Consider the following 20,948-nt stretch of genomic DNA (forward strand, 5'->3'; position numbering starts at 1 on the left):
AAAATCCGACGCGCAGCAGGTTTGCGAGGTCTCCACCACAGGATTATAAATGGACATTTCGGAATTACTCGCCTTCTCGGTAAAGAACAAAGCCTCGGACTTGCACCTGTCGGCCGGCCTGCCGCCGATGATCCGCGTGCATGGCGACGTGCGCCGCATCAACCTGCCGCCGCTCGAGCACAAGGACGTGCACGGCATGATCTATGACATCATGAACGACGGCCAGCGCAAGCAGTACGAGGAAGTGCTGGAGTGCGACTTCTCGTTCGCGATCCCGGGCCTGGCGCGCTTCCGCGTCAACGCCTTCAACCAGGAGCGCGGCGCCTCGGCCGTGATGCGGACGATTCCATCGAAGATCCTGTCGCTGGAAGAACTGAACGCGCCGAAGATCTTCGCCGAACTGGCGATGCGGCCGCGCGGCCTGGTGCTGGTGACGGGGCCGACCGGCTCCGGCAAGTCGACCACGCTGGCGGCGATGGTGAATCACCTCAACGAAAACGAGTACGGCCACATCCTGACGATCGAAGATCCGATCGAGTTCGTGCACGACTCCAAGAAGTGCCTGATCAACCAGCGCGAAGTCGGCCCGCATACGCTCTCCTTCAACAACGCGCTGCGTTCGGCGCTGCGCGAAGACCCGGACGCGATCCTGGTCGGCGAATTGCGCGACCTCGAAACCATCCGCCTCGCGCTGTCGGCCGCCGAGACCGGCCACCTGGTATTCGGCACCCTGCACACCTCGTCGGCCGCCAAGACCATCGACCGTATCGTCGACGTATTCCCGGCCGAAGAAAAGGAGATGGTGCGCGCGATGCTGTCGGAATCGCTGCAGGCCGTGATCTCGCAGACCCTGCTCAAGACCAAGGACGGCAGCGGGCGCGTGGCCGCGCACGAGATCATGATCGGCACCCCGGCGATCCGCAACCTGATCCGCGAAGCCAAGATCGCGCAGATGTATTCGGCGATCCAGACCGGCTCCAGCGTCGGCATGCAGACCCTGGACCAGAACCTGACCGACCTGGTGCGCCGCAACGTGATCTCGTCCGCCGCCGCGCGTTCGGCGGCCAAGATTCCGGAAAACTTCCCCGGGTAAGGACGGATCATGGAACGCGACCAGGCCTCAAAATTCATGTTCGACCTGCTGCGCCTGATGGTCAGCAAGGGAGGCTCCGACCTGTTCATCACGGCGGGCTTCCCGCCGGCGATCAAGATCGACGGCAAGATGACGCCGGTGTCGAGCCAGGCGCTCAGCGGCGGCCACACGGCCGACCTGGCGCGCGCCATCATGAACGACAAGCAGGCAGCCGGGTTCGAACTCTCCAAAGAAGCCAACTTCGCGATCAGCCCGGGCGACCTCGGGCGCTTCCGCGTCTCGGCCTTCATGCAGATGGGCTGCGTCGGCATGGTGCTGCGCGTGATCACGACCACCATCCCGAAGTTCGAAGACCTGCAGCTGCCCGAGGTACTGAAGGACGTGATCATGACCAAGCGCGGCCTGGTGATCATGGTCGGCGCCACCGGCTCCGGCAAGTCGACCTCGCTGGCGGCGATGGTCGGCTACCGCAACGAAAACAGCTACGGCCACATCATCACGATCGAAGACCCGGTCGAATTCGTCCACCCGCACAGGAACTGCGTGATCACGCAGCGCGAAGTCGGGGTCGACACCGACAGCTTCGAAGCGGCGCTGAAGAACTCCCTGCGCCAGGCGCCGGACGTGATCCAGATCGGCGAGATCCGCGACCGCGAAACGATGGAACACGCGATCGCCTTTGCCGAAACCGGCCACCTGTGCCTGGCCACGCTGCACGCCAACAGCAGTAACCAGGCGCTCGACCGCATCATCAACTTCTTCCCCGAAGAGCGCCGCCAGCAGTTATTGATGGACTTGTCGCTGAACCTGAAGGGCCTGATTTCGCAGCGCCTGGTCCCGAAAAAGGAAACCAAGGGCCGCGTGGTGGCGATGGAAATCCTGCTGAACTCCCCGCTCATCTCGGACCTGATCTTCAAGGGCGACGTCCACGAGATCAAGGAGATCATGAAGAAGTCGCGCGAGCTGGGCATGCAGACCTTCGACCAGGCGCTGTTCGACCTGTACGAGGCCGACAAGATCTCGTACGAGGATGCGCTGCGCAATGCGGATTCGGTGAACGACCTGCGCCTGAACATCAAGCTCAATAGCAAGCACGCGAAAAACCGCGATTTCTCGGCCGGGACCGAGAGCCTCGGCCTCGTCTGAGGCCAAGGCTGCGCGACAGTGGGCGGGCATCCCGCCCTGCTTTGCCGTACACTCTTGCATTCGTATTAATACAGGATGCAGGAGACACCCATGAACGTTTACGACTTCCAGGCCACGGCCCTCGACGGCAAGCCGGTCGACCTCGCCCAATACCGCGGCAAGGTGCTGCTCATCGTGAACACCGCCAGCAAATGCGGCTTCACGCCGCAGTACCAGGGCCTGGAAACCCTGTACCGCGAACTGCATGCACGCGGCCACGGCTTCGAAGTGCTGGGCTTCCCTTGCGACCAGTTCGGCCACCAGGAACCGGGCACGGAAGCCGAGATCGGCGCCTTCTGCGAACAGAACTACGGGGTCACCTTCCCGATGTTCGCCAAGGTCGAAGTCAATGGCGACGGTGCGCACCCGCTGTGGAAGCACCTGAAGGGCGAGGCGCCGGGCGTGCTGGGCACCGAAGCGATCAAGTGGAACTTCACCAAGTTCCTGATCGGCCCCGACGGCAAGGTGGTGCACCGCTATGCGCCCCAGACCAAGCCCGAGGACATCGCCGACGAGATCGAGCAGGTATTACAGCAATAAGCGCCATCAGCAAGGTAGGCGCCAGCGCCTAGCGCAGGAACGGCCCCGCCTTGGCCTGCAGCAGCCGCACCAGCTCCGGCTGCATGTAATCGTAATCGTCTGGAATATCCAGGCAGATCATGCGCTTGCCGCTCAGGTGCTGCCTGAACTTTTTCGAGAGCAGGTTGCGGTGCCGCTTCTCCATCACGAAGATCATCGTCGCCCAGGCGATCTGCTCGGGCGACAGCGGCACGTCGGCATCGTTGCCCAGGCCGGCGGAGTCGGTCTCGACGTCCGGCCAGGTCGAGAACACCTGCTCCGCGGTCGGGCTGCGCAGGCGGTTCTGGGTGCAGATGAAGAGTACGCGTTTCATGGATGCCGGCCTTGTACGTTCAGCGTTGCTCGAACCACCGCATGATGCCATCGTATTCCTTCTGCACGTCCGGGAACGGCTGTCCCTGCGCCTGCAGGCTGTGGTTGGCGCCCGGCAGGCGGCGGAAGGTCACGTCCCTGCCCTGCGCGCGCAACTGGGCGTACATCGCTTCGGTCGACAGGATCGGCACGCTGTCGTCCTGCATCCCGCTGGCCAGGTAGATGCGGGCTTTGGCGTGCGACAGGTTGTCGCTCGAGGACTGGGCGAAGAAGCTGCTCCAGCGCAGGTAGGTGTGGCCCCAGGCGAATTTGGCGGTGCTGGCCGGATCGGCCTTGATGTCGCTGACGGTGGCGTCGAGTTCCTGCAGGCGGCGCAGCTTTTCCGCGTCGGCGGCGTCCGCGCGGTAGATATTGGCAGCGAAGTCGAACAGCTGCGTCGGCCCGCTGCCGCCTACCAGCGCCACGTCCGTCACCTCCGGCAGCGCGCGTGCGAGGCCGGCCGCCATCGTCGCCCCTTCGGAGATGCCGATCACGAGCACGCGCCGGGCATCGACATACGGCAGGGTCGCTGCATGGCGCACCGCCTGCACCAGCGTGGCAAGCCAGCGGTCGTACGAAAAGTGATCGTTGAAGCCCTTGGGGCAGTCCAGCGCGCCGCCCTGCTGCCCTGGCTGCTGTCCTTCCGGCTGATACGGCTTGTCGACCGCCATCACCGCATAGCGCCCCTGCTGCGCCAGCGGGACCCAGGAAAAGATGGTCGATGCCCGGTTGGGCGTGCCGAGACCGACGAAAGGCGGGATGCTGCCGGATCCCTGGACATACAGCACCAGCGGCGCGCGCTGCGCCGGGCGCGAAATGACGTAGCGGACGTCGGGCGCGCCGTCGCGCTGCAGGGTGAAGCGCGCGCCCTGGGTCTTGCCGAAGTCGATGGTTTCTTCGCGCGCTGCGGGGGCGGCGGAGGCGGCGCCGCAGACCAGGGCCAGGGCGGTGAAAAATGCGATTGAACTGCGTTGAGCGGCGCTGGGCATGGCTTGCTTCGTGAGGGCTGAAGCCTTCGATAATGCCATATACCGATTGTGTGGAAGCTCTCGAAAAATCACTGCCCTTGAAACGTCGTCCCCGCGCAGGCGGGGACGACGTGCATACCTTACTTCTGCGGCGAGAACCGGATCGCCAGCCCGCCCCCCGGCGCCAGCCTGACCTGCAGCGTGTCGCCAGCCGTCACGGTCTTCTTCTCGATGACGATGTCGAAGCGGTGCTCGTTGCGGTAGTCGGCCGCATCGCCGTCGCGGTAGATCTCGGCGACGTATTGCTTACCCTGCTCCAGGAATGCCAGCGGCAGCGAGACGGTGCGGGCCTGGCCGTCGGTCACCGCGCCCAGGTACCAGTCGTCCGACTTGCGGTCCTTGCGCGCGATGGTCACGTACTCGCCCACCGCGCCGTTCAGCACGCGGGTGTCGGCCCAGTCGGTCGGCACGTCGCGGATGAACTTGAAGGCGGCCGGGTACTTGGCGTAGTTTTCCGGGATGTCGGCCGCCATCGCGATCGGCGAATAGATCACGACGAAGTTGGCCAGCTGCTTGGCCTGGGTCGAGTTGAACACCTTGTTGTCCGCGCCGACCAGGCTCAGGACGCCCGGCGTGTAATCCATCGGGCCGCTCAGCATGCGCGTGAACACCAGCTTGACCTCGTGGTCGACCGGGTTTACCGGGTTGCCCCAGGCGTTGTACTCGACACCGCGCGCGCCTTCGCGCGACAGCCAGTTCGGGTAGGTGCGGCGCAGGCCGGTGTCCTTGACCGGCTCGTGGGTGTCGACGGCGATCTTGTAGCGCGCGGCTTCGGTCACGGCTTTCACGAAGTGGCGCACGCCTTCCTGGGAATCGTAGTTCCCGTAGTGGATGCCGCCGCCCGCGCTCGGGAACTGCATGGTGCCGGCTTCGTGCACGTAGCCCGACTTGACGCTGTCCACGCCCAGCTGCGCGTACAGCTTGTACGCCGCATCCATCTGCTTTTCGTAGGCCGCGACGTTGCCGCCGGTCTCGTGGTGGCCGATCAGGCGCACGCCCTTCTGCTGGGCGTACTTCGACAGCGCAGGCAGGTCGAAGTCGGGATAGGCCTGGGTGAAGCTGAAGTCGGCGCCGCCATGGCCCCAGTCGCTTTCCCAGCCCTTGTTCCAGCCTTCGACCAGCACGCCGCGGAAGCCGTTCTGGGCGGCGAAATCGATGTAGCGCCTGGTATTCGCGGTGGTCGCGCCATGCTTCGGTCCCGCGTTCCAGGTGGTCTGCTGCAGGTGCATGCCCCACCACACGCCGACGAACTTGGACGGCTTCACCCACGACACGTCGCCGAGCTTGTTCGGCTCGTTCAGGTTCAGTTCCAGGTCCGACATGTACAGGCCGGCCGCGTCGTCGGCGATGCGCATCGTGCGCCACGGGGTAGTGAACGGGCCCTTGCGCACCACGCTCGGGCCGGTGGTCGATGGCGCCAGCTGCGCACGCAGCGTCTGGCCCTGGACTTTCCGGATCCACATCGACGCGTAATCGACCAGCGCGGCTTCGTGGAAGGCGATATGGGTACCGTCCTCCAGGCGCACGGTCAGCGGGCTGTTGGCAGTGCCGATCTCCTTCAGGGGCGCCTTTTGCACCAGCTCTTCCAGGCCGGGCAGCTCGCCGGCCGGGATCCACCAGGCGGTGGCCGGCTGGGCCACCGCGAATTCGGTCAGTTCGTCGCTGATGGCGACGTCGCGGCCGTCCGGCTGCGCCGGGAACTCGTAACGGAAGCCGACGCCGTCGTCGTAGATGCGGAAGACGACGGTCAAGCCGCGCTTGAGGCGCTTGCTCTGCTCGGCGGTGTCCTGCGCGACCTCGACGCGCAGTTCGCGGTAATGGTTGCGCACGTAGCGGCGCTCGCCCCACGGCTGCTCCCAGGTGTCGTCATGGTCGCTGACGCCCTTGTTCACCAGCTTGAAATTGCCGTCCAGCTTGGGCGCGTTGGCCAGGTTGAAACCCAGGCGCGACAGGCCGATGACCTCCTTGCCCTTGCGTTTGACGTCATACGCCAGCTTGCCCATCGGGTCGATCTGCACCTCGACGCTCAGCACGTTGCCGGGCGATGCGGCGGACGCCACGACTTGCTGGGCCCAGGCGGGCATGGCGATGTAACTTGAAAACATTGCCGCAGCGGCAATCAGGCGTAAACGCATCGGTGTCCCCTATAGCGCCGGAGGTCATGGCAATCCGGCATGATGAATGAGATGTAATATTACTACAGCTACTCACCTTGCCGATGCGTAATCCGATGAAAAATCAGCCGACGTTCAGGCCCATCGTCCGTACCAGTTCGGCTGCCTGGCGCGGCGAGATCGTGGCCCCCGCAAATAGCTTGGCGTTCGGCAGTTTCAAGCCACCGAGATCGGCTTCGCGCAGGTCGGCGTGCTCGAAGCGCGCGTCCTTGATGTGGGCGTCGCGCAGGCTGCCGCCTTCGAACACGGCGTCGCGGAAGTCGCAGCCGGCCAGGTCGGCCTCCGAAAAATCCAGGCCGTTCAAACGGGCCTTGCGGAAGGACATGCGGCGCAGGTCGGCGCCGACCAGCAGGCAATCCTCGAAGCTCAGGCCGAGCTGGCCGACTTCCTCGAAGCGGGCGCCGGTCAGCTTGCAGCCGCGGAAGGCGGCGGACGCCAGCTTGGTGCGGCGCCAGCTCGCGTTGTTCAGGTCGCAGCCTTCGAAGCGCGCGTCGACCAGGTCGGCGGATTCGAAATCGGCATGGCCGCCGCGGCAGCGCTGCCAGCGCGTGCGCGCCAGGTTGGCGGCATAAAAGGACGCCTCGGCCAGCGCGCAATGCTGGAACACGCACTCCTGCAGGTTCAGGCGCGACAGGTCGGCGCCTTCCAGGTCGCAGGCGTCGAACACCAATAAGGCGTCGTCCGCCAGCAGCTGTTCGATGCGGTCGCGGGTGATGGTCTCGTTCGAGAGGGTGACGGTCGGGCGGGGCATGGTACGGGGATGGCTGAAATCGGAAGGCCACAGCATACACGGCGAGCGCGAAAGGAATGCGCCAATCGTCCGGACTTTCAGGCAAGTCCGTCCCTGCCCCGCTCCCTAGAATGTGCTTCATCCGCTGCCCGACCGGGCGGCTTATCCAAGGAGAAGCACATGAGTCAAGTCTGGTTCATCACCGGCGCCGGCCGCGGTATCGGCGCCCACACCGTCAAGGCGGCACTGCAGGCCGGCCACCGCGTCGTCGCCACCGCCCGCAGCCTCGACCAGCTGCGCAGCGCCCACGCCGACGCGCCGCAGGAGCGCCTGGCGCTGGCCGCGCTGGACCTCACCAGCCCGGCGCAGATCGACGCCGCGGTACAGGTCGCGCTGGAACGCTTCGGCCGCATCGACGTCCTGGTCAACAATGCCGGCTACGGCCTGCTCGGGAACTTCGAGGAAGTGCAGGAAGAGGCGATCGAACGGCAGTTCGCCACCAACGTGTTCGGCCTGATGCACGTGATGCGCGCCGTGCTGCCGGTGATGCGGCGCCAGCGCAGCGGCCGCGTGTTCAACCTGTCGTCGATCGCCGGCCTGATCGGCTTCCAGGGCGCGTCGGTGTACTGCGCCAGCAAGTTCGCGGTCGAAGGCCTGTCGGCGTCGATCGCGACGGAGGTCGAGCGCTTCGGCATCTCGGTCACCCTGGTCGAGCCGGGCTTCTTCCGCACCGACTTCCTCGAGCCGACCTCGGTCAGCTACGCCGCCGCGAACATCGGCGACTATGCCGACGGCGACGCCAAGGATATCTACGGGGGCTACAACGGCCGCCAGTTGGGCGATCCGGCGCGCCTGGGCACGGTGCTGGTGGAATTGGCCGCGATGCCGTCGCCGCCGAAGCATTTCCTGGCCGGCAGCGATGCCGTCGGCATGGCCACCGGATCGCTGCAGGCCCGCCTGGACGAGATCCGCGCCTTCGAGACGCTGTCCACATCGACCGACCACGCCGCTTGAGTAGGCAATGAAGGAAAGAGGCGGTATGCTGGGCTACATGAACAAACTCGCCGATTCGATCCCCGCCTCCGGTCCGCCAGCCAGCCCGCCTCTTTCCCGGCTGGCGGATCTGCTGCGTGCCCATACGCCGGGCGACGGCAGCATCGAGCTGTGCGTGCCCGGCGTCCATGCGATCCGGGCATCGCGCCCCAACGCCGACCTGGTGCACGGCGTGCAGGGCTCGTCCGTGTGCATCGTCGCCCAGGGCGCCAAGACCGTGCTGCTGGGCGGCGAGGCCTATACCTACGATGCCGCGCGCATGCTGGTGTTCTCGGTCGACCTGCCGGTCGCGGCCCAGGTGCTGCAGGCCACGCCCTCGCGGCCCTACCTGTGCTTCCGGCTCGATCTCGATGCGCAGCGCATCGCCGCGCTGACGCTGAAGGTGTATCCGGACGGGCCGCCGCGCGAGCGCGAAGGCCGCGCGCTGTACCTGGCCCAGGCCGGCGACGCGATCGTCGACGCCGCGGCGCGGCTGATGGCGCTGATGGACGACCCGCCAGAGGCCGCCCTGCTGGCGCCGGTGGTGACCGACGAACTGCTGATTCGCCTGCTGCGCAGCCCGATCGGCGGGCGCCTGGCCCAGATCGGGCAGGCCGACTCCGGCACCCACCGCATCGGCCGCGCGGTGGCGTGGCTGCGCGACCACTACGACCAGCCGATCAGCATCGACGACCTGGCCGGCATGGTGCACATGAGCGCCTCGACGCTGCACCAGCATTTCAAGTCGGTGACCTCGATGAGTCCCTTGCAGTACCAGAAGATCCTGCGCCTGCACGAGGCGCGCCGGCTGATGTCGACGGGATTGGGCGCGAGCGCCGCGGGCGGGCGCGTCGGTTACGTGAGCGCGTCGCAGTTCAGCCGCGAGTACGCGCGCCTGTTCGGCAATGCGCCGAGCAGGGACAGGCCGCGCCAGCAAAACGCGGTTTGACCGCCGTCAGCGGGTTTCGATGATGGCGGAAGCGTGGGTGACGCAGCCGCGGTGCACGTTTTCCAGGAAGCGGATCGCCTCGCCCAGGCGGCAGGTGGTCGGCAGCATGCGGCCCAGCGATTCGTCCTCGGCCAACTGGTCGATGCCGTAGGCGACCGCGCGCGAGACGTCGCGCGCGCGCCGGCCGTCGCTGTTGTACAGGGCATCGTAGACGCCGACCTTTTCCCACAGCGGGACGTAGCCGGGACTGATCGAATCCTGGAACGCGACCGAGGGCGCCGCATCCTCATCCTGGGAAATCAGCCGAAACACGAAACTCACGGGAAACTCCAACCAACATGAATAGGGGCGCCGATGCTACCACGGCGCCGCACTTCACGTGGTCCGCGTGAAGCCGTCCGCACTCCACGCCTCGCTCCCCACCCCGTGATGCACGAAGAACAAGCCATCCGGATCGACCGCCCGCTTCACCCTGGCCAGCCGCGCATAATTGGCACCCCAGTAGGCATCCTGCCAACGCTGCTGGAAATAATCGCTTTCGGACACATAAGCCCCGGCATCCGGCGCCGCCTTCAGCAGCGCATCCATCGCGGCGCGGATGCCGGCCGCGCGTTTGCGCGCCCGCGCCGGATCGGCCGTGGCTCCCGGCATACCGGGAAACGCCGGGTCGCCGCCGCCGGCGATGATGGCCAGCGCAAACGCGTCGAGCACAGCAGGGTTCATCGCGGTGTCGCGGGTGGCATCCAGCGCGTCCCTGGGCGCGCCGGCGATGCCCTTGTTGAAGTGCAGCTCGACCCACCACTGGCCGGCCGCGGCGCACAGCGCATCGACCAGCCTGGCCCTGTTCTCCTTGCCGAGCAGCCCCGCCGGCAGCCAGGCCGACTGGTAGCCGTGAATGAACCAGCCGGCCTGCCCGCGGTCGCCGCTCCAGACGAAATGGTCGTGCGAGGCTTGCGGACGGTCATCCATGGTGACGATCCCGGGCGCATATTTCTGGAACAGCTGGGGATCCCAGAAGCGGCGCGCCGGAATCGCGATGACGCTGGGCGCTTCCGAAAAGCTGTACTCCTTGCGCTCCCTCACCCAGGCGAAGAACGGCGCCCACGCGGCTTCGGCCTGCGCCTGGGTCAGGTCCTGGAACACCATCGACAGTTTCAGGCGCCGGCCGTCGCGCAGCGAGACCTGTTCGCCCCAGTGTTCGTTGAACAGGCTGTCACCGTAGAAGTCGACGAAGCGGGCCACCAGCGCGCGCCAGGCGCCATCGTTGGCGGCGGTGATTTCGCCGGACACGGCGCCGAAGAATGCGGGCAGCGCGTGGGTACGCAGCGTCAGCCGCGTGACCACGCCGAAACTGCCGCCACCGCCGCCCTTCAGTGCCCAGAACAGGTCCGGGTTGGTACAGGCGTTGGCAATACGGATGGCGCCGTCGGCGGTGACCACTTCCGCTTCGATCAGGCTGGCCGCCGCCGTGCCGAAGCGCTTGGAAAAGCTGCCGAAGCCGCCGCCCTGCACCAGCCCGGCCACGCCGACGGTGGTGCAGCCCCCGCCCTGCACGTAGCGGCCGCCGCGCGTGGTGACTTCGGCATAGGCATCGGCCCACATCGCGCCGGCGCCGACGCTCACCGCCGGCTGGGCGCTGCCCGGCGCGCAGCCCTGGGCGACAAAGGCGTCGTGCATCTGCACCCGGTTCATGGCGCGGGTCCAGACCAGCAGCGAATCGGGCGCGTTGGACGCGCCCATGTAGCTGTGGCCGCCGCCCTTGACCACCAGCCGCAGGTTGTGGCGGCGCGCGAAGTTCACCGCCGCCGCGACCGCGGCGGGGGCGGGCGCCCCCCCCGCACACACCCAGGCCTGCGAGGTCCAGGCGTCCTGCCAGCCGCTGGTCTGGGTCAGCGCCGGATGGTCGCCGATGAAGTACGGGTTCTTGATGCCTTCCAGCGCTTCGGCGCGCACGGCGTCGGCCTGGCCGCGGGCAAAGGGCGAGGCCGGCGCCAGCAGGCGGCCGCCGACTTGCGTGCGCAGGGTCTGCCACTCGCCGGCGCCAGGCCACTGCGGCGTGCCGGGTCGGGCCCGGCTGAAGCCTGCTTGCGCTGCCCGCGCCGCCGCCGGGCGCGGCAGGGCCTGCAGCACGCCGGCAGACAGTGAAGCCTTCAACAGATCACGTCGTTTCATCGCATCCTCGTCGTTGGTATGTCAGACAAGGATGCCGTGCCGGCACACCTGGAACAACCGGTTTGTGGCGAAGCGGGCGTCAGATGGGGCGAGCCGGCACGGCGGCGCCGGCCTGCAGGTTCGCATGGGTCCAGAAGTCGCGTGCCAGGCGGCCGAGGAAGACGCCGTTGAACAGGCCGAACAGGACGCAGACCGCGCCGGCGGCCAGCGTGTTCTGGTGCGCCTGCGGAAAGACCGCCAGCAGCACCGAGGCCGCATACTTGGTGAAGAACACCGCCATCATCAGCGCCAGCGGCATCCAGCTGCCGCGCACGCGCACCGTGCCGGCTTGCTTACCCGCCGCGATACGGTCGGCACCGAAGAGCAGCACCGGCGCCAGCGCCAGCGCCAGCGCCACGCCGGCGGCCCAGGCGGCCAGCGGGATGCCGTCGAGGCCGAACTTGGCCGAGATGTCCTGCAGCGACAGCACCAGCATCACGACCGGGATGATGCACAACTTGCGCAGCTCGACCTCGCGGTCGCGGCTGGCGGCCATGCCGCGATAAACCAGGAAGGTGAGGATGGCCCAGACGTGGATCGGGGTGTGGGACACGATTTGAATCAGCATGGCAGGCTCCGCAAAGTCGGTTGAGGTGGCACGACTTTGCCAGCGGCTGCCGGCCGGCGGGTTGCAATGCGACGAAGCGCCCGCCGGCGGCGCCAAATGCAGCCGGACGGCGCCAGATGCGGGACGGTGTCAGGCCAGGAAGGAGCGCAGGACTTCCGCGCTGTGGTCCATGCCGTATTTCAGGCGCTTTTCGGCATGCGCCGCAAATTCGGCCGGGGCGCCATTGGCCTGGCTGGCCGCCTTGACGGCAATCGCCTTGCTCGCCACCCCGAAGGCCATCACGGCCTGGTCCCAGGTCAGGCCCGAGGCCAGCGCGTCTTCGACCGCCTTGGCGGCGAGCACGCCGAGCTTGTCGACCAGTCGATTGTCCATGTTCCCCAATGTCAGCATGCCGCTTCTCCTGTCGTTCGCATCACGCCCCGATAGTAAAGCAAAGCCGGCCGCAGGGCCGGCACGCATGCCGCAGGGTTTATTTCTTGTCCGGCTCGCCGACGATCGCCACCGAACCCACCGCCTGGCGTCCGGCCTTGTCCGAGGCCGCCGTGGTCACCATGAACTGCATCCGGCGCTCGGCGCCCGGCTGGACCCAGGTGGCGGACAGCGTGCGCAGCTTGCCGGCCGCGCCGCCCGGATGCTCCTGGCTCTTGCCGCGCTTGGCGACCAGCGGCGACGGCGCCTTGTCGACCACCTTCGCGAAGGCGCGTTCGACGCTGGCCGGATCGGCATGGCGCGCATGCAGCGTGCACATGCTGTTCCCGGCCGGCAGCGCCACCACGTAATTCCCCAGCTGGCCCTTGTAGGGCACCGGCCAGGCGTCGCCCGGCTGGCCGTTCAGGAAGCGCGCCGCGCTCTCGGGCGGCAGCTTGGGCGCCTCGCCCCGCAGCAGGTCGGTGCGCAGGGCCTGGAGGTCGCTCAGGTGGTTCATGCACAGGCCGATGTACAGGGTCATGAACCCTTCGGCATTCGGTTCGAGCGCCTTGGAAGCGGGCTTGGGGGCGGCCTGCGCGCTGGCGCCGAGGCCGAGGGCGATACAGGCGGCGAGGATGGAATGCGGTACCTTGATCAAACAGTTGCTCCAGTAAGTGATGGAAGACGTGTCAGCCGACGGGCTCATGCGCCGATTCTAAGCACAATCAGATTATTTTGGCGTATGCTCCGGCTATCTTTTTTTACAGGCAGGGCACAAGCATGGGCAATCGCTTATCGAAGATCGCGACCCGCACCGGCGACGACGGCAGCACCGGACTGGGTGACGGCAGCCGCACCGGCAAGGACAGCGCACGCGTCCACGCGCTGGGCGACGTCGACGAACTAAACTCCTTCGTCGGCCTGCTGCTGTGCGAAGACATGCCCCCTGCCCTGCGCGAAGAGCTGGTGTCGATCCAGCACGACCTGTTCGACCTCGGCGGCGAGCTGTGCATCCCCGGCTACCAGATGATCCAGGACGAGCACGTGGCGCGCCTGGACGGCCTGCTGGAAAAATACAATGCCGACCTGCCGGTGCTGAAGGAATTCATCCTGCCGGCCGGTTCGCGCGCGGCGTCGCTGGCCCACGTCTGCCGCACCGTGTGCCGCCGCGCCGAGCGCAGCATCGTGGCGCTGTCGCATACGGACACCCTCAACGCCCAGCCGCGCCAGTACGTCAACCGGCTGTCCGACCTGATATTCGTGCTCGCGCGCGTGCTGAACCGCCATGCCGGCGGCAGCGACGTGCTGTGGCAGCACGAGCGCAAGCGCGGCTGATGGGGAACGCATGACCGGCAGCACGACCTACGACGTCCGTTTCTACCGCGGTGGCCAGAACTGGCCGATGAACCCCTTCATGTTCCAGGGCGCGGGCCAGGTCGCGATCGAGCCCGACTTCGTCACCGTGCACGGCTGCAGCCACCGCTCGTTCCGCTTTTCGAAGCGCGAGCAGCACCGCCTGCGCATGGCCGACATCATCAACGTGCGCGTCGAGGGCGAGGACGTGATCTTCGACGTGCTCGGCGTGGAGCAGGCGCAGGTGCATGAACGCGAAGTCGGCTTCAGCGCCGGCAGCCGCGAGGCCGCCCAGCGCCTCGCCGCCACCCTGCCCACCCGCCGCACGGCCCGGTTCGAGGTCGAGTACGCCGAACGCAACGTGTTCCACGACCGCATCGATTACTGGAGCCCGTCGACGCCGGTGATCTGGTGCCTGCTGGTGGCGAACATCGGCATCTTCTTCCTCATGTGGTTCGCGCGCCAGGGCCATACCGCCTTCAATGCGCAGTCGCTGCTGGCCTGGGGTGCCGGCCAGGATGCCGTGCGCCGCTCGATCCAGCTGGTGTACTGGGGGTCGAACGTCGGCCGCCTGACCCTCGGCGGCCAGTGGTGGCGCCTGTTCACCTCGATGTTCCTGCACGGCAGCCTGCTGCACCTGGCGTTCAACATGTTCGCGCTGTGGCAGGTCGGGCGCCTGGTCGAACGCATCTTCGGCAGCCTGCGCTTTTCCGGACTGTATCTGCTGGCCGGCCTGGCCGGCAGCTTGGCCAGCGTGCTGTGGAACCCGCATGTGAACAGCGTCGGCGCATCCGGCGCCATCTTCGGCATCATCGGCGGCCTGCTGGCATTTATCGGACGCCAGAACAGCGGCGTGCCGCCGACCGTGGTCAGCGACCTGCGCGGGTCGATCCTGCCGTTCCTGCTGTTTAACCTGTCGGCGGGCTTCCTGTATCCGCATACCGACAATGCGGCGCACATCGGCGGGCTCGCCGGCGGCTGGCTGGCCGGGCATCTGCTGGCGCGCTCGCTGCACGTGCCGGGGCAGAACAAGGCAAGTTGACAGATACGGGCAGATCGATGAGCTGCCCGGCGCCTTACCGGTTGCGGCGCTGCGATCGCATCCGCTTGCGCTCCAGTCGGGCGTCGCCCACAGGCTTTTCAACAGTGTTTGTTTGATGAATCTGCCCACGCTCTTGAAGCAATCTGGACGTAGCAGCGGCCAGCGCCTCATCCTCGATAATGCGTCGCATCAGGGCACCTTTGTCATTGACATAGCCAATCACCTGACCGTTCACCAAGCGCCAACGTTCCAGCGCGATACCACCGCGTGTCAACGCCCTGATGACGTCTTCGTCTGTGATGCTCATCCCCATTATGTCGTGCTTGATTAAAACTTGGATGGCTTAACGGCTTCCGTGGATACGAATCCGATGGCGCAGCGGGTGCAGTAATGGCCGTTGACGAACTGTCGCAACGGGCCTGCCGTCAAATACTGTGGCAAGATCTGATCGGTTGCAAGCTGGTGACGTCGTGGATGTCCCGCCACCTCCTCATTGGGGCTTTTATCCCCGATCAGGAGAAGTTTTGAAACAACAGCGTCGCTTTGATTGCACTTTGGACAAGCATTGGCAGCTTTGGACAACCGATTTCCCATGACATCTGCAACCGGCTTTTTACAGGTCACCGAACAGCGCGACGGCGATCCTGGCCTGCTCCGACTGCTGCATGTCCGTATTGTTCAGCAGGACCACGGCCCGCCCATTGCCGGGGTCGTAGGCCAGCAGGGTCTTGTACCCGCCGATGACGCCCGATTCCCAGGCGAGGGTGCGGCTGCCGTGCTTGGTGGCCACCGTTTTGACACGGCCGCCGAGCGCATAGTCTTCGGACGCGACTTGGATCGCCGACAGCGCCTGGCGTGATTTGTCGGACAGCAGCTTGGGCCCGTACACGGCGTCGGCAAGCGCGACCAGGTCGCGCGCGGTGCTGACCAGGGTGCCGCTGGCCGCCACCATCGGCGGCGCCGGCGACAGCTTGCGTGCGCCAGAGGCGCCGTAGGCCACCGCCATGCCCACCGCGTCTTCATCGTCGGGACTCGCAAAACTGGTATCCCGCACGCCGGCGGGCGCCAGCACCAGTTCTTCCACGGTTTCCGTGAACGGTTTCTTGTTGGCCCGTTCGACGACGGCAGCCACGAGGATCCAGTTGGTGACCGAGTAATCCCATTTTTCGCCGGGCGCCGCCTCGAGCGTCCCGGTGCCGAAGCGCAGTGCCGCCGCCACCGGTCCGATATCCAGCTTGCCGAGCGAAGCATCCTTGCGCAGCGCCGCCGACAAGCCGTTCGGGATGCCGCTGCGGTTCGTCAGCAGCTGGCGCAGCGTCACCGCCCCCGTCGCGGCCGGCAATTCGGGGAGCTGGCGTGCGATCGGCGCATCCAGGTCCAGCTTGCCCATGTCGGCCAGGCGCAGCACGGTGACGGCGCTGATCCATTTCGTGATGGAGCCGATCATGAAGCGCGTGTCCTGGGTGTTCGCCTGCGCCACCTCGCGCACGGCCAGGCCGCTCGCATGCGTCACCAGCGTCGCACCGGTATGCTCGCGCACGGCGACGACGCCGCTGTAATCCTTGGGCACATGGCGGTCGATCAGGGGTCCGGTGTTCATGCCGCTCAGGGCGGCGCAGCCGGACAGTAACATCATCGACGCGAAGAAAAACGGGACAACACGAGAAGAACGGAAACGCATGCGGACTCCATGAAGACTGAGCGAGCCGCCATTGTAGTCACGAATCGTATTGACGGCAGGTGTTTTCAGGCCAGGCACGCCGCCGTTTGCCGTTTGCCGCCGCGCTTGGACTCATACATGCTCTGGTCGGCCAGGTGCAGGAGCTCCTCGGCGCTGCCGCCGTCCCGGCAGCGGAGCGCCATCCCGATGCTCGCCGTCACCCGCAGGCTGCATCCGTTGTAGTCGATCGGCTCGGCGATCGACTTGCGCAGCGCGGCACGGGTGCGTTCGACGATGGCGGCATCCGCCTGGCCGGCGAGCGGCAAGGCGACCACGAACTCGTCGCCGCCGATGCGTGCCGCCACGTCCTCGGCGCGGATGGCGTTGCGGATGCGCTGGGCGACGACCGCCAGCACGTGGTCTCCGGCAGCGTGCCCGTGCTGGTCGTTGACCGGCTTGAAACCGTCCAGGTCGAGGAACAGCACCCCCACCGTGTCGTCCTGCGCGCGGGTGGCCATCAGCTCACCGAGCCGGCGCAGGAACGATACCCTGTTCGGCAGTCCGGTCAAGGCATCGTGCCCGGCCAGGTGTTCGCTGCGGCGCTTGGCTTCCTCCTTCAGCCGCAAATCGCGCAGCAGGGCGTCCTTGAGCAGGAAAGCCTGGCGCGCAAACCGTTCGCGCGTCGTCAACGCAAAGGCGCCGACCACATTGGTCCCGGCCAGAAAACAGACATTCTGCACCAGGGGCACCCAATGGCCGCGTTCCCCCATGCGCTGGTAGCACAGGCCTGCCACCACGTAGCTGGCCACCACCGCCAGTCCGGCGAGTCCCGCATGCAGCGGACGCAGATAAGACCAAGTATATAAAGCCATCAATACCAGCATCAGGCCGGCGTAATAGCTGCTCCACGCCAGATCGGTCGGCTGCGACAGCATGAGCAGCGCCTCGACCCCGGCGCCCCAACCCAGATAGACCAGGCAAATGACGACGGGATAATGGTGCAGGAAGGCGTCGCGCCGCAGATGGGCAAACAGTGCGGCCGCCCCGGTCGCCAGCATCACGGCGGCGCGCACCATCCAGGCACTCGTCAGGTTGCTCGACAGGGCAACGACATCGAGCGGGGCAAAGCCCAGGTAGAGCAAGGAGCTCAATCCGCAGGCGATATAGAAGATGCGAAGTTTTTCGCCCGCCATGTCGGCCTGGTAAACCTCTTCCAGCGACGGCGGGAGGTGGCGGGAGATGTTGGGTAATTGTGAAATGAAAGGCACGGACGGAGCGGCAATCGTCAAGACAGGCTGAAGACGTAAGCGTAACCGATGCTGAATTTACAAACTATGTTGCTTTGCATAAATACGACATATGTGACACAAATAATTTTCAATTCCTGGAAAACGCGCCGGTGGCACGGCCGAAAAAAAACGCCATCCCGGTCTTGCCGGCATGGCGTTCAGCGTGAAGCGGTGAGCAGATCAGGTGTTGTTCACCACCAGCCGCGGCTCGCCGATCCCGAAGCGCTCGCGGATCGACTTGCCGATGCCATGCGCGTCCAGGCCAACGGACGCCAGCAGCAGCGCCGGGTCGCCATGGTCGATGAACTTGTCCGGCAGGCCCAGCATCAGCAGCGGCTTGACGATACCTTCGGTGGCCAGCGCCTCGGCCACGGCCGAACCGGCGCCGCCCATGATGCAGCCCTCTTCCACCGTCACCAGGTAGTCGTGGTCCCTGGCCAGGCGCTTGACCAGTTCGACGTCGAGCGGCTTCACGAAGCGCATGTCGGCGACCGTGGCGTTGAGGTCGTCGGCCGCCTTCAGGCTGTGTGCCACCATCGAACCGAAGGCCAGGATGGCGACGCTCTTGCCCTGGCGTTTCACCAGGCCCTTGCCGATCTCGATCGACGTCAGTTCCTGCTGGATGGCCGCGCCGACGCCGGCGCCGCGCGGGTAGCGCACCGCCGCCGGACCCGGGTAGTGATAAGCCGTGGTCAGCATGGTGCGGCATTCGTTTTCGTCCGACGGCGCCATCACGACCATGTTCGGGATGCAGCGCAGGTAGGCGATGTCGTAGTTGCCGGCGTGGGTCGCGCCGTCGGCGCCGACCAGGCCGGCGCGGTCCAGTGCGAAGGTCACGTCCAGGTTCTGCAGGGCCACGTCGTGGATCAGCTGGTCGTAGCCGCGCTGCAGGAAGGTCGAGTAGATCGCGACCACCGGCTTCATGCCCTCGGTGGCGAGGCCGGCGCCGAAGGTGACGGAATGCTGCTCGGCGATGCCGACGTCGAAGTAGCGCTCCGGGTATTGCTGGTGGAAGCGCACCATGCCCGAGCCTTCGCGCATCGCCGGCGTGATGCCGACCAGGCGTTTATCCGCGGCGGCCATGTCGCACAGCCAGTTGCCGAACACTTCGGTATAGGTGATCTTGGCCGGCGCCGTGGCCGGCTTGATGCCTTCGACGGGGTTGAACTTGCCGGTGCCGTGGTACAGGATCGGCTCGGCCTCGGCCAGCTTGTAGCCCTGCCCCTTCTTGGTCACCACGTGCAGGAATTGCGGGCCTTTGAGCTTGCGGATGTTCTGCAGCGTCGGGATCAGCGAGTCGAGGTCGTGGCCGTCGATCGGGCCGACGTAGTTGAAACCGAATTCCTCGAACATCGTGGCCGGGACCACCATGCCCTTGGCGTGTTCTTCCAGCTTTTTCGCCAGCTCCAGCATCGGGGCCGGCAGCACACTCTTGCCGACGTTCTTGGCGGCGGCGTAGAACTGGCCGCTCATCAAACGGGCCAGGTAACGGTTCAGCGCGCCCACCGGCGGCGAGATCGACATGTCGTTGTCGTTCAGGACCACCAGCAGGTTGACGTCGTCCTCGACGCCGGCGTTGTTGAGTGCTTCGAAGGCCATGCCGGCGGTCATCGAGCCGTCGCCGATGACGGCGATCGCATGGCGCTTCTCGCCCTTGATCTTGGCCGCCGTCGCCATGCCCAGCGCCGCCGAGATCGAGGTCGACGAGTGCGCGGTGCCGAAGGTGTCGTAGTCGCTTTCGTCGCGTTTCGGGAACCCGGACAGGCCATTGTGCTGGCGCAGCGTCGGCATGCGGTCGCGGCGGCCGGTCAGGATCTTGTGCGAGTAGGTCTGGTGGCCGACGTCCCACACGATGCGGTCTTCCGGCGTGTTGAACACGTAGTGCAGCGCGATCGTCAGCTCGACGGTGCCGAGGTTGGACGACAGGTGGCCGCCGGTTTTCGATACCGAATCCAGCAGGTAGTCGCGCAGCTCCGTGGCCAGCGGGGTGAGCTGGGTGCGCGCCAGTTTGCGCAGGTCGGCCGGGTCGTTGATGGTCTCTAGCAGTTTCATTTATGCCTTCCGCTGCACGATCAGGTCCGCGAGTTCGCGCAGCCGCAGTGCTTGCTCTCCGAACGGCGCCAGCGCCTCATGCGCCTGCTGCCGCAATTGTTCCGCCAGTGCCTTGGACGGCTCCAGCCCCAGAATCGATACGTATGTCGGTTTGTTGGCCGCCGCATCCTTGCCCGCGGTCTTGCCCAGTGTCGCCGAATCGGCGGTGGCGTCGAGCACGTCGTCGACCACCTGGAAAGCGAGGCCGATCGCGCGCGCGTAGGCCGCCAGCGCTTCCTGTTCGTGCGCTGCCAGGTCGCGGCCGGCCAGTGCGCCGAGCAGTACCGACACGCGCAGCATGGCGCCGGTCTTCAGCTGGTGCATGCGCTCCAGCTGTTCCAGGCTCAGGCTAATGCCCACACTATCCAGGTCGATCGCCTGGCCGCCACACATGCCGGCCGAACCGGCGGCTTCGGCCAGCAGGCGCAGCATCGTTACCAGGCGGGCCGGCGGCACGCTGGCGGCGCCGGCCAGCACCTCGAAGGCTTGCGCCTGCAGCGCGTCGCCGACCAGCAGCGCGGTCGCTTCGTCGTAGGCCACGTGCACCGTCGGCTTGCCGCGGCGCAGGGCGTCGTCGTCCATGCACGGCATGTCGTCGTGCACCAGCGAATACGCGTGGATCATTTCGACCGCACTGGCGGCACGCGCCGTCGCATCCGGATCGGCGCCGAACAGCGCGCCGCTGGCATACGCCAGCAGCGGGCGCACGCGCTTGCCGCCGCCCAGCACCGTATAGCGCATCGCTTCGTGGAGCTTGGCCGGTTCACGGCCGGCCGGCGGCAGGAAGGCGCCGAGGGCGGCCTCGGTCTGCGCCTGGACGTCCTTCATCCAGACGCCGAAGCCGGCGCCGGATGCCGATGCAACGCCGCTCATGCGTCGTCTCCACCGTCGCTGAAGGGCTTGAGCATCTCGCCTTCCAGCACCTTGACTTGCGCTTCGACCTTTTCCAGCTGGGCCGCGCAATAGCGCACCAGTTCGGAACCGCGCGCGTAGGCGGCGACCGAGGCTTCCAGCGGCAGCGCGCCGCCTTCCATCTGGCTCACCAGCTGGGCCAGTTCGGCCATCGCCTGTTCGAAAGACTCCGGAGCTTGCGTGCCGGCTACGGCGCTCTCCGCGGTTGTTTTATTTGGCATAATGACTTTGATTGTTTCGGGTCCTGGGCAACTTTGCGCGCAGCACGCCAGTCTAATCGCTTATTTTAAACA

Annotated in this window: 22 protein-coding genes; 7 read left to right on the top strand and 15 right to left on the bottom strand. The window is 66.3% G+C overall.

From position 1 onward, the window contains the following. The first annotated feature begins 49 nt into the window (after positions 1-49). The 3 genes from U1H99_RS18170 to U1H99_RS18180 all read left to right on the top strand — a co-directional run bounded on the left by U1H99_RS18170 (position 50) and on the right by U1H99_RS18180 (position 2,818). On the top strand, positions 50-1,093 hold the full coding sequence (locus U1H99_RS18170) for a type IV pilus twitching motility protein PilT (RefSeq protein WP_323143115.1): 1,044 nt from the start codon (positions 50-52) through the stop codon (positions 1,091-1,093). 9 nt (positions 1,094-1,102) lie between these two features. After that, on the top strand, positions 1,103-2,239 hold the full coding sequence (locus U1H99_RS18175; protein WP_323143116.1) for a PilT/PilU family type 4a pilus ATPase: 1,137 nt from the start codon (positions 1,103-1,105) through the stop codon (positions 2,237-2,239). A 90-nt stretch (positions 2,240-2,329) separates the two neighbouring features. Next, positions 2,330-2,818, top strand: a complete 489-nt coding sequence (locus U1H99_RS18180) for a glutathione peroxidase (RefSeq protein ID WP_323143117.1) — start codon at positions 2,330-2,332, stop codon at positions 2,816-2,818. 28 nt (positions 2,819-2,846) lie between these two features. On the opposite strand, the gene U1H99_RS18185 is transcribed toward U1H99_RS18180, so the two are convergent. From U1H99_RS18185 to U1H99_RS18200, 4 genes are all read right to left on the bottom strand, one after another. Then, the gene (locus tag U1H99_RS18185; RefSeq protein WP_323143118.1) at positions 2,847-3,170 is read right to left on the bottom strand and encodes a low molecular weight protein tyrosine phosphatase family protein; all 324 of its coding nucleotides are present in this window, start codon (positions 3,168-3,170) and stop codon (positions 2,847-2,849) included. A gap of 19 nt (positions 3,171-3,189) precedes the next feature. Beyond that, a complete protein-coding gene (locus U1H99_RS18190; RefSeq protein WP_323143119.1) occupies positions 3,190-4,197 on the bottom strand; it encodes an alpha/beta hydrolase family protein in 1,008 nt (335 codons plus the stop codon). A gap of 119 nt (positions 4,198-4,316) precedes the next feature. Continuing rightward, positions 4,317-6,341 carry a glycoside hydrolase family 97 protein gene (locus tag U1H99_RS18195; protein ID WP_323143120.1) on the bottom strand — a complete coding sequence of 675 codons (2,025 nt, stop codon included), beginning with the start codon at positions 6,339-6,341 and terminating at the stop codon, positions 4,317-4,319. 133 nt (positions 6,342-6,474) lie between these two features. Then, entirely contained in the window at positions 6,475-7,161 is a 687-nt protein-coding gene (locus tag U1H99_RS18200; protein ID WP_323143121.1) for a pentapeptide repeat-containing protein, read from the bottom strand. A gap of 159 nt (positions 7,162-7,320) precedes the next feature. Between U1H99_RS18200 and U1H99_RS18205 the strand changes: the two genes are divergently transcribed. Both U1H99_RS18205 and U1H99_RS18210 read left to right on the top strand, forming a co-directional pair. Then, positions 7,321-8,154, top strand: a complete 834-nt coding sequence (locus tag U1H99_RS18205; protein ID WP_323143122.1) for an SDR family NAD(P)-dependent oxidoreductase — start codon at positions 7,321-7,323, stop codon at positions 8,152-8,154. A gap of 37 nt (positions 8,155-8,191) precedes the next feature. Next, positions 8,192-9,121: an AraC family transcriptional regulator gene (locus U1H99_RS18210; protein WP_323143123.1), complete on the top strand. Its 930-nt coding sequence runs from the start codon at positions 8,192-8,194 to the stop codon at positions 9,119-9,121. A gap of 6 nt (positions 9,122-9,127) precedes the next feature. Here U1H99_RS18210 and U1H99_RS18215 read toward each other — a convergent pair whose 3' ends face one another. From U1H99_RS18215 to U1H99_RS18235, 5 genes are all read right to left on the bottom strand, one after another. After that, entirely contained in the window at positions 9,128-9,442 is a 315-nt protein-coding gene (locus U1H99_RS18215) for a hypothetical protein (protein WP_323143124.1), read from the bottom strand. A 54-nt stretch (positions 9,443-9,496) separates the two neighbouring features. Next, the gene (locus U1H99_RS18220) at positions 9,497-11,293 is read right to left on the bottom strand and encodes an FAD-binding oxidoreductase (RefSeq protein ID WP_323143125.1); all 1,797 of its coding nucleotides are present in this window, start codon (positions 11,291-11,293) and stop codon (positions 9,497-9,499) included. Between the two features lie 79 nt (positions 11,294-11,372). After that, complete coding sequence (locus U1H99_RS18225; RefSeq protein ID WP_323143126.1) at positions 11,373-11,900, bottom strand: DUF6622 family protein; 528 nt, start codon at positions 11,898-11,900, stop codon at positions 11,373-11,375. A gap of 129 nt (positions 11,901-12,029) precedes the next feature. Further along, the gene (locus U1H99_RS18230) at positions 12,030-12,290 is read right to left on the bottom strand and encodes a hypothetical protein (protein WP_141838655.1); all 261 of its coding nucleotides are present in this window, start codon (positions 12,288-12,290) and stop codon (positions 12,030-12,032) included. A gap of 79 nt (positions 12,291-12,369) precedes the next feature. Further along, positions 12,370-13,014 carry an NMCC_0638 family (lipo)protein gene (locus U1H99_RS18235; protein WP_323143127.1) on the bottom strand — a complete coding sequence of 215 codons (645 nt, stop codon included), beginning with the start codon at positions 13,012-13,014 and terminating at the stop codon, positions 12,370-12,372. A gap of 74 nt (positions 13,015-13,088) precedes the next feature. Between U1H99_RS18235 and U1H99_RS18240 the strand changes: the two genes are divergently transcribed. Both U1H99_RS18240 and U1H99_RS18245 read left to right on the top strand, forming a co-directional pair. Continuing rightward, positions 13,089-13,643, top strand: a complete 555-nt coding sequence (locus U1H99_RS18240; protein ID WP_323143128.1) for a cob(I)yrinic acid a,c-diamide adenosyltransferase — start codon at positions 13,089-13,091, stop codon at positions 13,641-13,643. A gap of 10 nt (positions 13,644-13,653) precedes the next feature. Then, complete coding sequence (locus tag U1H99_RS18245) at positions 13,654-14,703, top strand: rhomboid family intramembrane serine protease (RefSeq protein ID WP_323143129.1); 1,050 nt, start codon at positions 13,654-13,656, stop codon at positions 14,701-14,703. Positions 14,704-14,737: 34 nt separating this feature from the next. On the opposite strand, the gene U1H99_RS18250 is transcribed toward U1H99_RS18245, so the two are convergent. From U1H99_RS18250 to U1H99_RS18275, 6 genes are all read right to left on the bottom strand, one after another. Next, entirely contained in the window at positions 14,738-15,010 is a 273-nt protein-coding gene (locus U1H99_RS18250) for a hypothetical protein (RefSeq protein ID WP_323143130.1), read from the bottom strand. A 306-nt stretch (positions 15,011-15,316) separates the two neighbouring features. After that, positions 15,317-16,303 carry a serine hydrolase domain-containing protein gene (locus U1H99_RS18255; RefSeq protein ID WP_323143131.1) on the bottom strand — a complete coding sequence of 329 codons (987 nt, stop codon included), beginning with the start codon at positions 16,301-16,303 and terminating at the stop codon, positions 15,317-15,319. A 146-nt stretch (positions 16,304-16,449) separates the two neighbouring features. Continuing rightward, positions 16,450-17,556, bottom strand: coding sequence for a diguanylate cyclase domain-containing protein (locus U1H99_RS18260; protein WP_323143132.1), 1,107 nt, complete (start codon positions 17,554-17,556; stop codon positions 16,450-16,452). Between the two features lie 276 nt (positions 17,557-17,832). Then, entirely contained in the window at positions 17,833-19,704 is a 1,872-nt protein-coding gene (gene dxs / locus U1H99_RS18265) for a 1-deoxy-D-xylulose-5-phosphate synthase (protein ID WP_323143133.1), read from the bottom strand. Beyond that, positions 19,705-20,616 (bottom strand): polyprenyl synthetase family protein, encoded by a 912-nt coding sequence (locus U1H99_RS18270; protein WP_323143134.1) that lies wholly within the window; start codon positions 20,614-20,616, stop codon positions 19,705-19,707. Next, positions 20,613-20,876 carry an exodeoxyribonuclease VII small subunit gene (locus U1H99_RS18275; protein WP_141838673.1) on the bottom strand — a complete coding sequence of 88 codons (264 nt, stop codon included), beginning with the start codon at positions 20,874-20,876 and terminating at the stop codon, positions 20,613-20,615. Before U1H99_RS18275 ends, U1H99_RS18270 begins: the two co-directional genes overlap by 4 nt. Positions 20,877-20,948 lie beyond the last annotated feature (72 nt).

It is taken from the genome of Massilia phyllosphaerae (assembly GCF_034659755.1).
Classification (GTDB): domain Bacteria; phylum Pseudomonadota; class Gammaproteobacteria; order Burkholderiales; family Burkholderiaceae_D; genus Telluria; species Telluria phyllosphaerae.